Annotated in this window: 12 protein-coding genes; 9 read left to right on the forward strand and 3 right to left on the reverse strand. The window is 54.1% G+C overall.

Translation table 11 applies throughout. The annotated features are described in order from the left end of the window. The first annotated feature begins 851 nt into the window (after positions 1 to 851). Genes SDD30_RS16380 through SDD30_RS16390 form a run of 3 tightly spaced genes read left to right on the forward strand, consistent with a single transcriptional unit; the run spans position 852 to position 5,380 of the window. The gene (locus SDD30_RS16380; RefSeq protein ID WP_434076007.1) at positions 852 to 1,676 is read left to right on the forward strand and encodes a DivIVA domain-containing protein; all 825 of its coding nucleotides are present in this window, start codon (positions 852 to 854) and stop codon (positions 1,674 to 1,676) included. Continuing rightward, positions 1,657 to 2,955, forward strand: a complete 1,299-nt coding sequence (locus SDD30_RS16385; protein ID WP_434076008.1) for a glycosyltransferase family 2 protein — start codon at positions 1,657 to 1,659, stop codon at positions 2,953 to 2,955. The genes SDD30_RS16380 and SDD30_RS16385 overlap by 20 nt, the downstream gene beginning before the upstream one ends. Positions 2,956 to 2,977: 22 nt before the next feature. Further along, positions 2,978 to 5,380: a PAS domain S-box protein gene (locus SDD30_RS16390; protein ID WP_434076009.1), complete on the forward strand. Its 2,403-nt coding sequence runs from the start codon at positions 2,978 to 2,980 to the stop codon at positions 5,378 to 5,380. 108 nt (positions 5,381 to 5,488) lie between these two features. Here the strand turns inward: SDD30_RS16390 and SDD30_RS16395 are convergent, their stop codons facing one another. From SDD30_RS16395 to lexA, 3 genes are all read right to left on the reverse strand, one after another. Further along, positions 5,489 to 5,785 (reverse strand): hypothetical protein, encoded by a 297-nt coding sequence (locus SDD30_RS16395; RefSeq protein ID WP_434076010.1) that lies wholly within the window; start codon positions 5,783 to 5,785, stop codon positions 5,489 to 5,491. After that, positions 5,772 to 6,971: a DNA polymerase IV gene (gene dinB / locus SDD30_RS16400; protein ID WP_434076011.1), complete on the reverse strand. Its 1,200-nt coding sequence runs from the start codon at positions 6,969 to 6,971 to the stop codon at positions 5,772 to 5,774. Before dinB ends, SDD30_RS16395 begins: the two co-directional genes overlap by 14 nt. A 115-nt stretch (positions 6,972 to 7,086) precedes the next feature. Continuing rightward, entirely contained in the window at positions 7,087 to 7,692 is a 606-nt protein-coding gene (lexA, locus tag SDD30_RS16405; protein ID WP_434076012.1) for a transcriptional repressor LexA, read from the reverse strand. A gap of 257 nt (positions 7,693 to 7,949) precedes the next feature. On the opposite strand from lexA, the gene SDD30_RS16410 reads away from it, so the two are divergent. From SDD30_RS16410 to SDD30_RS16435, 6 genes are all read left to right on the forward strand, one after another. Beyond that, positions 7,950 to 8,753, forward strand: a complete 804-nt coding sequence (locus SDD30_RS16410; protein WP_434076013.1) for a thermonuclease family protein — start codon at positions 7,950 to 7,952, stop codon at positions 8,751 to 8,753. A gap of 48 nt (positions 8,754 to 8,801) precedes the next feature. Next, positions 8,802 to 9,386 (forward strand): plasmid pRiA4b ORF-3 family protein, encoded by a 585-nt coding sequence (locus SDD30_RS16415; RefSeq protein WP_434076014.1) that lies wholly within the window; start codon positions 8,802 to 8,804, stop codon positions 9,384 to 9,386. Further along, positions 9,386 to 9,559 (forward strand): hypothetical protein, encoded by a 174-nt coding sequence (locus tag SDD30_RS16420; RefSeq protein ID WP_434076015.1) that lies wholly within the window; start codon positions 9,386 to 9,388, stop codon positions 9,557 to 9,559. Before SDD30_RS16415 ends, SDD30_RS16420 begins: the two co-directional genes overlap by 1 nt. Positions 9,560 to 9,755: 196 nt before the next feature. Further along, positions 9,756 to 10,421: an IS607 family transposase gene (locus tag SDD30_RS16425; RefSeq protein WP_434076016.1), complete on the forward strand. Its 666-nt coding sequence runs from the start codon at positions 9,756 to 9,758 to the stop codon at positions 10,419 to 10,421. Continuing rightward, complete coding sequence (locus SDD30_RS16430; RefSeq protein ID WP_434076017.1) at positions 10,384 to 12,093, forward strand: IS200/IS605 family accessory protein TnpB-related protein; 1,710 nt, start codon at positions 10,384 to 10,386, stop codon at positions 12,091 to 12,093. The genes SDD30_RS16425 and SDD30_RS16430 overlap by 38 nt, the downstream gene beginning before the upstream one ends. 265 nt (positions 12,094 to 12,358) lie before the next feature. Continuing rightward, positions 12,359 to 13,735, forward strand: coding sequence for a signal peptidase II (locus SDD30_RS16435; RefSeq protein ID WP_434076018.1), 1,377 nt, complete (start codon positions 12,359 to 12,361; stop codon positions 13,733 to 13,735). Positions 13,736 to 13,766 lie beyond the last annotated feature (31 nt).

Raw genomic sequence — 13,766 nt, forward strand, 5'->3', positions numbered from 1 at the left:
GAGCCGTGTGCGTTAATTGCGCCAGCACGGTTCTGTGAGGGGGGTATGCCGCGAGGCATACCTCTACTCGACCATTATACCGGGAGCCCCGTCCTTCAGGACGGGGAGGCTTCACACCCAAACGATTACTTGAAAACAAATAATAACTCTAAGCCTTCTGTGGTGAATAAAAGGATAGTGAAGGGCATGGGAAGAAGGGTTGAAACGTCCAGGAGCACTCACCGCACCTTGACGGTCCAGATCCTGTTTACGGTTCTTGCGTGGACGATTTTGTTATCTTTAGTGAGCTGGCTCTTCGTTGCGGTAGGGTGGTACCTTCTGGCTTTGCTCTGGCGTCGTGAACTTTTGATACCGCAAGGCGCAGCTTCGACAGTCCGGGCACTAGGGCTAGTTTTATTGTGGGCTCTCATTATCTTCATAGGACAGTTGCTTTGGGCGAAGTTCAACTTTGCCCGCTATTTCAAGCGGAACCGTCGCAGGCTCGAACCACTGGCAAAGAGGGCACCGCTACCGTCATGGGCCGAAATGACGCTTGCCCCGCCGTGCCCTCCGATGACTGCGAGTACCGAAGACTTACCGGCGCTTAGCAGGCGCCGGCGACAACTCTTGCCCGTCCCGGGTAGAGGCTCACCAGTTCACTTGCTGTCCGCCGCTGCCATGCTGTCTTTACACGGCGACGTCACCGGGGCTATGAGTGCGCTGAGAATGGTCATAAGCGACCCCGGAACGCCGCACCTCGTGCGACAGGTGGCGGCTTGCAGGCTGGCCGGCCTTCTTAATAGCTTTGGCCACGACCGCCTGGCACGCAGGCTCGCCTCCCACTTCAATTTAACAGCAGGAGATGAAAGGACATGACCCCCGAACAGCTGGAAGCCGAAATTAAAAACGCCCGCTTTCGCAGGAGCCTGTTCGGCTACCGCCGCAAGGAAGTGGAGAAATGCCTGGCTGGGCTCCTTGAACGGTACCGGGCCGTATATGCGGAAAAGGAAGCCTTCGGCGCCAAACTAGCCACTTACGAGAAGCAGGATGAAATGCTCCGCCGGGCCCTCATAAGGGCAGAGGAGGCGGCGGAGGCGATAAAGAGAGAAGCGGAAAAGGAGGCAGAAGCCCTGCGGGCACAGGCGGCAAGTACCGCTGCTTCAGCGCGGAGGGAGGCCGAAGACAAGCTAGGGGCCCTGGAAAAAGAGGTGGATGACTACAGGCAGAAACTGTACCAGCGCTTTTATAGCTACGAAAGGGAAGCCAGACTTCTGCTGGACCGCTTTTATTCCCTGGTGCGGCGGCACATAGATGCCCTGGAGAAAGAGGTTATTGCCGAGGTCCAGTCACTCGTCCGGCGTGTTGACGAGGACATCGCTTCCATCTCCCGTCCGGCCATGCCGGCGCTGCTGGAGACGGCCGCGGCAACCAGAGAAAGCAGTGAAAGCGAAGAGGCGGCCGGAGATAACTGGCAGGAAAAGGAAGAAGCGTTGCTGGTGGGGAACGCCCTTCTGGCAGACATCAACGACGAGCAAGGCCAGCTGGTGGTGCGGAAGGGCACAGTCGTGACGCCGGAATTGATCCGGTCCCTCACCGCCAGCGGTCTATACGGAGAGCTGGTGGCTGCCATACTGGGTCGAGACGAAGGCGATGGAATTCAGGAGCATGTCGGTAAGGGTGGCGGAGACAATTCTTGAGGCAGTAGCATATTTTGTTTTCATTTATCCTCTGGCCATGAGCGTGGTCTGGATCATAGGGGGTCTTTACTTCTGGTGGAGGCGGGAGCAGAGGGCGGGTGAATGTCTTCCCTGGGGCGACGACCGATACGAGGACTGGCCGCCCGTGACGGTGCTGGTCCCCTGCAGGAACGAGGCCTCTTCCATTGGGGCCACCTGTCGTGCTCTGCGGTACCTGGACTACCCGCACTACCGCGTGGTATTCATCGACGATGCTTCCACTGACGGCACCGCCGACATTATCCGCCAGTGGGTGAAAAGGGTTCCGGTATTTTACCTGCTCCAGCTCACGAAAAATGTGGGTAAGGCCAGGGCCTTGAACTGTGCCCTGGCGGTTGCGGTAAACACGCCTGTAACCGTGGTTATCGACGCTGACACTATCCTTGCTCCGGGAGCCCTCAGATGGCTGATTGCGCTGTTCACCCGCCAGCCCAGGCTCGGCGCTGTTACGGGCAACCCGATCGTGCTCAACCGGAGCAACTTCCTGGAGAAAATGCAGGCCGCCGAGTTCGCTTCCATTATTGGGCTTGTAAAGCGCTCCCAGCGCGTCCTGGGACGCATCTTAACGGTGTCCGGCTGTGCAACTGCCTACAGAACAGACCTCCTGCGGGAGATCGGGGGATTTTCGCCCGCTACGGCAACGGAAGATATAGAGGTGACATGGCAGATAGAAAGGCACTTCTGGGAGGTGTGGTTTGAGCCGCGGGCGGTGGCCTTCATCCAGGCTCCTTCCACACTGAAGGGGTTCTGGAGGCAGAGGTGCAGGTGGGCGCTTGGCGGCTGGCACCTCTTGCGCAGGCACGCCGACATCTTCAGCAGGTGGCGGTGGAGGCGGCTGTGGCCGGTCTACCTCGAGTTCCTGCTCGGATACATCTGGGCATTCTGCTTTGTCATGGGCTCACTCGTCTGGCTCGTGACCAGCATTTTCTTTGGGAAGAGCCTGGGGATTAATCCCCTGCCTGCCTGGTACGGCTCCTTGGTAAGCCTGGCCTGCATAGCCCAGTTTTTCGTGGCGGTAATTATTAACCGCAGGTATGATAGAACCCTCTGGCGGACGCTTTTCTGGATTCCGTGGTATCCCTTGGCGTTCTTTGCAGTAGGGGCCCTGGCGGCAGTGCGGACGGCTTACAGGGGCCTGTTCGGCGAGCTGGAGGGCACGGGCCTGTGGGAGAGCCCGTACCGGCTCCATATTCTGCATCAGGAGATAAAAGGCCGGGACGACATCATTTCGGAAATATGAGTTTTCAGGAGGAAGACACTGAGTGGTAGCGGCAAAAAGAGTGCTGGTGGTGGAGAACAGCAGGCTTCAGGCCCAGATAGCGGCTGATATCCTTAGCAGGCACGGATATATGACTGAAATTGCCCTCACTGCCGAAGATGCCCTGCAAAAAGCATCCGGCCCGGAATGTCCCGACCTCATTTTGATGGATATTGATCTGGGAGAAGGGATGGACGGAACGGCCCTCGCCCGGCGCATACAGGAAATTAAAGACGTTCCCCTGGTATTTCTCACTGCCATCTCTACCCGGGAGGCTATAGAAAAAGTCCATTCGATCACTCACTACGGCTATATTCAGAAAGGCGCCCCGGAACACGTGCTGATGTCCACGATAGAGATGGCCCTGAAGCATCATGAAGCCCTCTCCCTGGCGCAGATGTACCGCGGGATATTCGAAGACTCCTTGACGGAGGTTTATATCTTTCATCCCGGCACGTTAAAATTCCTGGCGGTCAACCGCGGTGCCAGGGAAAATCTCGGCTATACTCTGGAAGAGTTGAGGGAGATGACGCCCATTGACCTCAAGCCGGAATTTGACCCACAAAAATTTAGAGTGCTTCTGGAACCCATGCTGAATGGCGAGCAAGAAAAGGTAGTGCTTGATACGACGCACCGACGGAAAGACGGCTCTAATTACCCGGTAGAAGTCCACTTGCAGCAATTTGAACATATGGGAGAAAAAGTATGCGTGGCAGTGATTATCGACCTGACAGAGCGCCGGCGGATGGAAGAAGAATTGCGGCAAAGGGAGGCGACATTAAGCGCCATAACGGGCTCGGCCCGGGATGCCGTGGTCATGCTTGACGGGGAAGGGGAGGTCACCTTTTGGAACCCGGCGGCTGAGGATCTCTTCGGCTACTCCCGGGAAGAAATACTGGGAAAAGAACTGCACCGTCTGGTGGTGCCGGAGGAAGCCCGGTATCGAGCCTACCAAGAGGCCTTCCGGCGTTTTCAGTTGACCGGAGAAGGGAATGCCATAGGGAAACCAATTGAATTGAAAGCTAAACATAAAGACGGGCGGGAGCTTCAAGTGGAGCTTTCCCTTTCCGCCTTAAAACTTATGGGCACCTGGCACGCGGTGGGCATTGTGCGGGATATCAGCGAGCGCAAACGAGTAGAAGAGGAACTTGAAAACAGCCGCAAACAATATTTAGGATTAGCAGAGAATGCCCCGATTGGAATTTTAAAATGTGATCGAGAAGGTAATATTACATATGTGAATCAGAAAGTGTTGGAAATACTTGGATCTCCAGGTATCGAGGAAACAAAAAAGATTAATCTTTTAACATTCCCCCAATTGGTTAGATATGGTTTGTCAAAAAAACTTGAAGAATGTTTGCAGACCAACAAGATCAGTACCCATGAAATTAACTACGAATCCAAATGGGGCAAGAAAGTATGGGTGCGGGTGCATGTTAAACCATTGGTAAATAGAAACACAGTAACGGGCGCTCAGATAGTTATTGATGATATTACCGAAAAAAAGCGGCTGGAGGAGGAAAACAGGCGCAAAGAAGAGCGGCTTCGCCTGATGCTTGAGGGCATTCCCAGCCCGGCGTGGCTGGTTTCAAGGGAGCGCCGTATACTGGTGCAGAATAAAGCGGCCGCGGCATTATTTGGGACAAAAGTTGGAGATTATTGCTGGCAAGGTATCCATGGCGGCCAATACCTGCCAGATGTATACAGGGAGGCCATAGAAAAAACCGGCACCCCTTTACCCGGCACGAAATGCTATTTCTGCCGCGGAGATGAAGCTTTGGACACAAAAAAACCGGTGAACAGCGAAGTGGAATTTGCGAGGGGTATCTGGGATACCTGGTGGGTTCCCCTGGGAGAGGACGTGTACGTCCATTACGCCGTGGACGTCACCAGGTACAAAAAGATGGAAGAAGAACTTTATCGTCTCTCCATCACCGACCACCTTACCGGAGCTCACAACCGCCGCTATTTCATTCAGGCGCTGGAACAGGAAATTGAGCGCTCACGACGGAGCGGACAACCCTTTTCCTTGATTATGGTTGATCTGGACCACTTTAAGAGCATCAACGACACTTACGGGCACGCTGCCGGCGACCAAGTTTTGAAAAGACTGGTGGCCGACTTTAATGAGAGGCTGCGCAAGACAGACTGCCTTGCCCGCTGGGGCGGGGAAGAATTCGTGATTCTTTTGCCCGACACGACCGCGGAAGGGGCCGCCGGTCTGGCAGAAGAACTCCGCCGCCGGCTGAGCCGGATGGAGATCCCCGGTGTGGGGCACATAACGGCCAGCTTCGGGGTGACCGGATATTACACTGGAGACACCGTCGACACTATCACCCAGAGAGTAGACAGTATGCTGTACAGGGCCAAGGAAAAAGGCCGGAATTGTGTATGCACCCACCAGTAAAGTAGTCCGGCAGCACGGACGACTACAGAATTTTGTTCTAATTGTAATCGGCTTTATGATAGTTTGCGGAAAGCCGGTGACGTCCCGGTTTTGCCGGGCTGAAACACGCTAAACCCTGGGGCAATAGAAGCCGCAGGCCTGCCCTTCCGGCCGGAGCTTTTCCAAGGCTTTTAGCAGGGCTACCCTGCCGGCCAGCCAGATGAAGTCCAGGGCCTTCAGCTCTCCCGGCACCCGCTTTGCGCCTGTTAAATATATATCCAGGGTTGCGAGGCACGCCAACCGCGTCTCTTCTCGGCCTATAATTGGGACACAAAAACGGCAGCCCCGGCAGGTAGCGGTGGCACGGTCTTTGAGCTCCGGCAGCATCAGCCGGTGGCCCTCGTATAAAGCGTTAGCCCTGCGCATAGAGGACACCTGCCCCCGTCAGGGATACCGCCCGGTGGATGACCCTTTCCCCATAGCGGTTTTTTAACCGGTCGCAAGCCCGGTCCAGGCGGGCCTGTTTTTCCACCCGGCCGAAAAGGTCTTCCTGGCGTGCCGCTGACGGTACCAGGCCGGCCAGGCTCACCCCCACCAGCCGCATCGACCGTCCAGCTGGCCAGTGGCGGCGAAGAAGCTGCCGGGCCGCCGCGTAAATGTCGGCAGCCGTATCGGTGTAATAGGGCAGGGTGTAAGAACGTCCCACCCAGTTAAACTCAGCGTCTTTCAGACTGATGCTCACCGTGCGGCCAATGTAGTTTCCCATACGCGTCCGTCGGGCCACCAGCTCGGAAAGCTCCAGTAAAACCACCTCAATATCTTCGTAGCTGTAGTAATCCCGGGGGAGGGTAATCTGGTGGCCGACGGATTTAACTCTATCCAGGGATTGGGGGTCTACAGGGCTATAATCTATACCATTAGCGCACTGGTGCAAAATCCGGCCAACGACACCGAAGCGCCGGACCAGCGCCTCGACGGGAAAACGTGCCAGGTCGCCGATGGTGTGGATGCCGAGCTTGGCAAGATGAGCCTCCATACGAGGGCCGACGCCGAAAAGCTCCTTAACCGGCAGGGGCCACATCTTTTTAGAGACATCCGGGTAATCCAGGAGCGTCAGGCCGTCGGGCTTCTGCATCTCGGCCGCCATCTTGGCCAATAGTTTTGTAGGCCCCAGGCCGACGCTGGTGGTAATGCCCACCTCGGTTTTAATCCTTTCCTTTAGCCTCCGGGCGATTTCTAAAGAAGAGCCAAAAATTTTTTCACAACCTCTAACGTCCAGCCAGGCTTCGTCGATGGAGAAAGGCTCCACCAGGGGGGTAAAGTCCCGCATGATGCGTAAAATGCGGGTAGAAAACTCGATGTACAGGTCGTGGCGGGGAGGGATGAAGATGCCGTCCGGGCAAAGGCTTCTGGCCTCCCGGGCAGTCATGCCAGTCTTGATGCCGTAGCCCAGCTTGGCCTCATAGCTGGCCGCCAGGACGATGCCGTGGCGGGTGCTTTCCCGGCCGGCGACGATGACCGGGCGGCCGCGCAAAGCCGGGTCAAGGGCCTGGTGGACGGAAGCGAAGAAGCTGTTGGCGTCGCAGAGGAGGATGGGGCAAGAGGAAAACATTTGCAACCACCCCGGAACATACGTTTGGATATATTATAGCTCCGGCGGTGGTTGAAAGCAAGAGGGGAAAAACAAATGTACGGCGGTATTTGTTGGTAAAAAAGTCGGCTGAGGATTAAATACTGCGGTAAAGGCCGATTACCTTGCCCAGGATGGCCACATTTTGCGCTACAATAGGCTGCATCTTACTATTGGCTGGAACAAGTTCAACATGGTCATCACGCCGTTGAAAATATTTGACGGTGGCTTCCTCGCCCAGCAGGGCCACGACGATATCGCCGTTATCAGCGGTATCCTGTGGACGGACGATGATGTAGTCGCCGTCCAGGATGCCGGCTTCAATCATGCTGTCGCCCCGGACTTTAAGCATAAAGGCGTCCTCGCTCCCGGCGATTTTGGAAGGGAGGGGAAAAGAATCTTCAATGTTCTCCACGGCCAGGATGGGTTGGCCGGCGGCGATTTTGCCCACCAGAGGCACGGAAACCGTATCAGGAGGAGTAACAGGTTTGGGGTCGAGGATTTCTATTGCCCGGGAACGGGCGCGGTCACGGCGAATGAACCTTTTCTCCTCCAGCTGATTTAGGTAGTGGTGAACGGAAGAGCTGGAACGTATCCCGGTGGCCCGGCAGATGTCCCGGACCGTAGGCGGATAACTGTGCTCGGCGATAAACTGGCGGATATAGTTAAGGACCATTTCCTGCTTTAGAGTTAATTCAGGCATGAAAAATACCTCCGAGTATTACTTTACTTTATTTTACCATAACTTTTGTTGCAGAACAAGTGTTTGCGATCAATCTTTTTGGTAAAGATAGCAGGATTTCCCGCGTGAATAAAGAAATTATACATTGTCAGTTATCTTTTAGGGGATAGAAAGAAATTATAGGACACCCAATCTAACAATAACAGGGAAAACGACGTGAAAATGGAGCAGGTATTATGTTTTACGGCCACAGGTACGCGCGTGCCGGAATTTTTGTATTGGTTTTAGCGTTTTTCCTTATTCTTGCCGGCTGTAGCAATGGTCCTTTAAGCGGGATAGGAAAGCAGCAGGCTTCAGGTATTCCGGCCGGGGCTGTTCCGCAGCAGGCAGCGCCTCCGGCAAGTGAAAATACCGGGCAGCAGGATACCCCTGCGGCTGGAGAAGCAGTAAAAGTAATACCGGCCGCAGTGACTTCGGTTGCCGACGGCGACACCCTGCATGTTAAGATAAACGGCCGGGAAGAAAAGGTAAGGTTGATCGGCATCAATACACCCGAAATCGCCCACCCGGACCTGGGGATTAAGGAAGAGCCTTACGGTAAAGAAGCGGCAGCCTACACCCAGAAGCGATTGGCGGGCAGGCAGGTCTACCTGGAGCTGGACGTAGGCGAGCGGGATAAGTACGGGCGGCTGCTGGCCTACGTTTGGCTGGAAAAGCCGGCGAACGGCGGCGAAGCTGAAATCCGGGCCAAAATGTACAACGCCGAGCTGCTTTTAAACGGCTATGCGCAGGTGATGACAGTCCCACCTAACGTTAAGTATGCCGACCTTTTCGTCAAGCTCCAAAAGGAGGCTCGGGAGGCGGGCAAGGGCCTCTGGGGTGCGGCACCTGTTCCGGTGCCCGGCAGCGTGGCCGGAAAGCAGGGCGGAACTCTTTATATAGGCAACGCCAGGTCGAAGATTTTTCATTTACCGAGTTGCGAATGGGCACAGAAGATAGCCCCGCAGAATCGGGTGGAATTCAAAAGCAGAGACGAAGCGGTAAACGCTGGGTACAGGGCGTGTAAGGTGTGCAAGCCATGAAAACAATATTTCCTATCCAATCGTGATTACAGAGAGCGGTGGTAGATCATGAAATCAAACATGTTGTATCAACTAAAGATAACATTGGAGGAAATTAAGCCACCTATCTGGAGACGGGTTTTGGTGCCGTCGGGCATTACTTTTTACAAGCTGCACAAAATCATTCAGGCAGCTTTTGGATGGCAGGACTACCACCTGTTTGATTTTGACTTTGGCGATGTGGCGGTACTCATACCCGACCCCGATTATCTCCCGGGAGAATTACATGGGGGCGCAAGAGAACTCAACGCCAAAAGGACAAAAATAGACGGTCTTCTGGTTGAACGAAAAAAATGCGTTTATACTTATGACTTCGGAGATAACTGGCGGCATAAAATTATTTTGGAGAAGATACTGCCAGCCGAAGAAGGGCGACGTTATCCGCTATGCACTGCAGGCGCCCGCCACCGGCCCCCGGAGGATGTCGGCGGAGTTTCGGGATACGAAGAATTTTTGCACATCATCAGCGACCCGAAGCACCCGGAGCACTACGATTACCTGGTTTGGGCGGAAAAAGATACGAATGGGAGAAAGTTTGACCCGGAATATTTTAACATTAATGAAGTGAACCAGGCACTAGCGAGGTTAGCTTGATGCGACTCAGAGTAAAGCTCCGCATCACCATCGGCAGGACGTTCTTCGTGCCCCACGACCAGCTGCAGCAGGGGCTGACGGGGCTCGTCTATGAAGTGTTCAAAGCCGCCGCCCGTCCTTTGCCGCCTGGTTTCATGACAATGGCTGGAAGCATGATGATGTGCCGCGCTTAAAGCTCTTTACTTATGGCCCAGGCAATAGTAAATCGCCTGGCCAAAGGTGCCTTGTAAGCGTAAATAGCCCCCACCTATCACCGAGGTGGGGGCTAAAACAAGCTTAATTATTCATCCGGCAAATAGGAGGTTTGTAGCAGTTACCAACAGATTAATAAATATTGACAAAACATAACAAAAAGCTTACCATAAAGTTATGGAACTATTAACCATCAGCAAAGCGGCAAAGAAATTGGGCGTCCATCCCAACAGCCTGCGCAACTGGGAAAAGCGGGGCTTAATCAAGCCCGTGCGTTTGCCTGGAGGCCAGCGCCGGTACTCTATGGATGAACTAAACAAGCTCTTGCAATGTGGCCAGTTGACTGACGGGCGCGAGGCAGCCGTGCTGTACGCCCGGGTGTCCACAAAAAAGCAGGCTGATGCCGGCAACCTGGAACGGCAGATGGAACGGCTGCGCCAGTATGCCAAAGAAGACAGCTTTATTGTGAGGGCGGAATTCGCGGACGTGGCCAGCGGTCTGAACCAGAAACGCCGCGGTTTAACCAACGTCCTTAAACTTGCCGAGCAGGGTGAATATCGAAGGCTTATTATCGAATATCCTGACCGGCTGGCCCGCTTCGGCTATGGGTATATCGAGCGTCACTTAAAATACTGCGGCGTAGAAATAATCGCCATAGCGGAGAAAGAGCCTGAAGACGCCCATACTGAATTGGTCCGGGACCTGCTGGCCATAGTTACGTCATTTTCTGCCCGGTTATACGGGGCCAGGGGCGGCAAGAAGGTCAGGCAGGGGTTTCGCGAACTGATCGCGGGAGTGGAGCCGGATGAAGAAACAACGAAAGAACAAAAAGAGAATGATTGAACTTAACGGTGGCATCAAGTATACCGTCTGCGGCGAGTGGTTTCCGGAAGCTTACCCTGCTTTTCGGTCCGAGAAATGGAGCCGGGGGGATGAAGACCCGCTGGGCACCGAGATGCGCCTTTTTTGCGCCTGCGAGCGCTGGGCGTTCAACCGGCTTATGGAAGGCTGTTCCCGGGAAAAACTTAAACAAGAAGGCCAGCGGGTATTCGGCTTAAACTCCCGCTACTGTGACGACGCCATACTGAAAGCGAAGGTTGTCGTAGAATCACAAAAGGAACTTCTGGCGCTGGAAATCGAGGCAACAGAAGCCAAACTGAGCCGGGCCAAAAAGAAACTCCGCTGGGCTGAAAAGGACCTGGACAAAGCGATTAAGGCCAATGACCCGGCAAAAGTCGAGAAAGCCAAACGTATTCTCCACGGCCGTAAAGCCCGGGTCAAAAAGCTAGAAGCTAAACTGGCTAAACTCCAGGACCATGAAGCCAACGGCACTATCCCCAAGGTAGTTTTCGGAGGACGGGCCTTATGGCGGCAGGTCTGCCGGGGCAAGGCCGGCCGGGAAGAATGGCGGGACGCCAGGCAGAACCGGTTATACGCCCGGGGCGACGAAACAAAAGGCGGTAACCCCAACATGAAGGTAGCTTACCAGGAAGGGAGATTTACCCTGGCGGTCACTATTTCTCATCTATCCGAGCAAAAAGGTACTGACAGCAAAGGGAGGCCCGTAATGACCAGGGCGCCGCGGGTGACAGGGAAGCTCTGGCTGCCGGAGAAACACCGGCTCAAGGTGTGGGAATTGCTTCTTTCCGGCGTTCCCTACAACATTGAGTTAATCAGAGGCCGGGACGGCCGGTACAGGGTTCATATCGCCTTTACCATGACGGCGCCTGAATTGGTGACCAATTCCAACCGCGGCTATCTTGGGATAGACACCAACCCGGACGGGTTGGCTCTGGCTAACGTCAATTATTTCGGCCAGCCCGAGCCCTGGCCGGAAGGATTCGCTGTTCCTTATCCCAAAGCCCTGCACAAATTTGCCGGAGAGTTCCAGGCGACATTGCACCCGAACGGTTTTCTTTACATCAAGATACCCGAACTGGCTTACAGCCGCAGTTTTAGACGTACTTACCTCATCGGCGTTCTGGCCCAGGTAGTGGTGGACATCGCCAGAGTTTTAGGCAAGCCTATCGCTTTAGAAAACCTGGACTTCGGCAAAGACCGGCTGGACACCGATAAAAAGTTCAATCGCATGGCGGCCAATTTCCCCTACCGGAAGATAACCGAAGCTATTATCCGTAAAGCCTGCAAAGAAGGCGTCGGCGCAAAGCCGGTCCGGCCGGCCCACACTTCCACCATCGGCTACTGGAAATACATGGAGCGGTACGGGATAACAATCCACCATGCCGCCGCATTGGCAATCGCCCGCCGGGCAATAGGTTTTAAAGAACACATCAGCAAAGAGTTAAAACAAAAAATCAAGGCCATTAAAGAAAAGCTGAACCAAAAGGCGAATTCCTTGCCTGGGGAAGGAAAAGGGATGACCCGAAAGGTGAAGCGGCAAATCAAGCGGCTGAACGAAAAGGTTTCCGTTCATAACGGTTTAGACCGCTATAAACAGGAATCCTTTTATTCAGTCTGGCACGACTTGAAGCAGCTTGCTTTATCAAGTAGGTGACCCCGTTAGCCGGTATCGGACAAACCGGTAGGCCGCATCTAACAGATCGCGCGGAGGCGTCCGGCACCTGAAAGAATAAAGTGCTGGACCACTTGACGGTCGACGCAAGGCGGGAACTTTTATGGTTCTCCTTAAGGCCGCGCTTTGCGCCCGTGAAGTGCCGTTCTCCCGTCCGGGTGAGACTCCCGGGGCCGAGGTCTCCCTGTCGCGCAGCCTGCTCCCAGGGGCAGGCAAATCAAATCCGAAAGGAGCGAAAAGCCTGGTCATGGGGAGGCCGCCTAATAAGGATTGGCACAATGTGTCAGTAATTGTTAGGTTTTTTGAACCAGGCATAAGCTTCGGTCCAGTAGTTAACCCCTTTTGCCCCTTCGGCCCATCATTTCCAGGCCGGCTGCTCTTGTTTGCGATTATAATTGCCTGCGTATTCTACTTCACAAAATATAATCCCCCACATAAAGATTTCAGGCTGCAATTGGGTACGGCGCTGGCCGCTGGCGGTGCTGTAAGTAACGGCCTATCCTGGCTGATGCAGGGATACGTCTTAGATTACATTCTGTTTCCTAAACTAAGGGTCGCCGCCAATTTTGCAGATGTTGCCCTATTTTCCGGTATTGTCTTTATTTGCTTCGGCATAGCCCGGGAAGTTCGTTTCTGGCTGGAAGAAAAGCAATATTTCATCTCCAAAATACTTCGCGACAAAAAAGGGGTCGTTCTACCGTTTACCCTTATTGTCATAGTCATACTGTCGTTCCTTATCACAGCTATTTATTCTTTAGTGCTGACCAACTACAAAAATACCACCTATTGGGATAACAAAACTAAAGCCCTTTACCTGGCCGAGTCGGGTATTAACGATGCCCTCTATCACCTGATCGAAAAAGGCGAGCAGCCGGCCCAGATCACCAGCGACCCTGCGGTAATGGGCAGCGACGCTTCTTACAGTGTTCAGGTCATTCCCGCAGGAAGCGGCAAGTTAAAAATAACATCTACGGGCACGTACCGGGGCGTCAAAAATACGGCCAGCCTGATGGTCTACTATGTAGGTGGGACATTGTTCCCCCAGGCTATTGTAGACTTGAGCGCTCTGCCGGGAGAAGAAGGGTATTATGAAGGCTACCAGTATCCAGAGATAACATTCAACCTGCCCCCCGTACCCCGGGGGTTGCATCCTGAAACGCTGAACCCCGACCAGGGGGTAGGACCCGGCGACCACTGGTTTGCCAGCTTTGAGCTAAATAACAACAAAAGCACCGCTATCACCGGCCCGGCGAACATATATGTGACCAGAGATTTCCAGCTCGACAATAATGCCAGCCTGAAGGTCAACGGTCAGGTTACATTTTATATCTCAGGCGACCTGCAGCTGGAAAACAACAGCAGCTTAAACCTTTCGGGAACGACGACATGGTATATCGGCAATGACGCCTCATTTCAAAACGGCGCAACTTTAACCCAGACCCAGCCAGCAACGTTTTACCTTAAAGGCGATTTAGATGCGGGCAATAACTGTCGTCTGGGAGCCATGCCAGCAGCCAACCTGTTCTTTTACCTGACGACCGATAAAAGCCATGACGTGGATATAAACAACAATGCCACCGTCAACCACCCCCAGCACAAGGCCGGGGGCTTGAGGCAAACGTAAGGCGGTAGTCTTACGCCCTCAAGCCTGGTTG

The sequence above is a fragment of the Moorella naiadis (nom. illeg.) genome (assembly GCF_051020825.1).
Classification (GTDB): Bacteria; Bacillota; DSM-521; order Neomoorellales; family Neomoorellaceae; genus Neomoorella; species Neomoorella naiadis.

Excerpts from the sequence above, each read along its gene's own strand:
- SDD30_RS16380 (WP_434076007.1), top strand. The coding sequence starts at position 852 with ATGACCCCCGAACAGCTGGAAGCCGAAATTAAAAACGCCCGCTTTCGC.
- SDD30_RS16395 (WP_434076010.1), bottom strand. The coding sequence starts at position 5,785 with ATGCGCAGGGCTAACGCTTTATACGAGGGCCACCGGCTGATGCTGCCG.
- dinB (WP_434076011.1), bottom strand. The coding sequence starts at position 6,971 with ATGTTTTCCTCTTGCCCCATCCTCCTCTGCGACGCCAACAGCTTCTTC.
- lexA (WP_434076012.1), bottom strand. The coding sequence starts at position 7,692 with ATGCCTGAATTAACTCTAAAGCAGGAAATGGTCCTTAACTATATCCGC.
- SDD30_RS16415 (WP_434076014.1), top strand. The coding sequence starts at position 8,802 with ATGAAATCAAACATGTTGTATCAACTAAAGATAACATTGGAGGAAATT.
- SDD30_RS16420 (WP_434076015.1), top strand. The coding sequence starts at position 9,386 with ATGCGACTCAGAGTAAAGCTCCGCATCACCATCGGCAGGACGTTCTTC.
- SDD30_RS16425 (WP_434076016.1), top strand. The coding sequence starts at position 9,756 with ATGGAACTATTAACCATCAGCAAAGCGGCAAAGAAATTGGGCGTCCAT.
- SDD30_RS16430 (WP_434076017.1), top strand. The coding sequence starts at position 10,384 with ATGAAGAAACAACGAAAGAACAAAAAGAGAATGATTGAACTTAACGGT.
- SDD30_RS16435 (WP_434076018.1), top strand. The coding sequence starts at position 12,359 with ATGGGGAGGCCGCCTAATAAGGATTGGCACAATGTGTCAGTAATTGTT.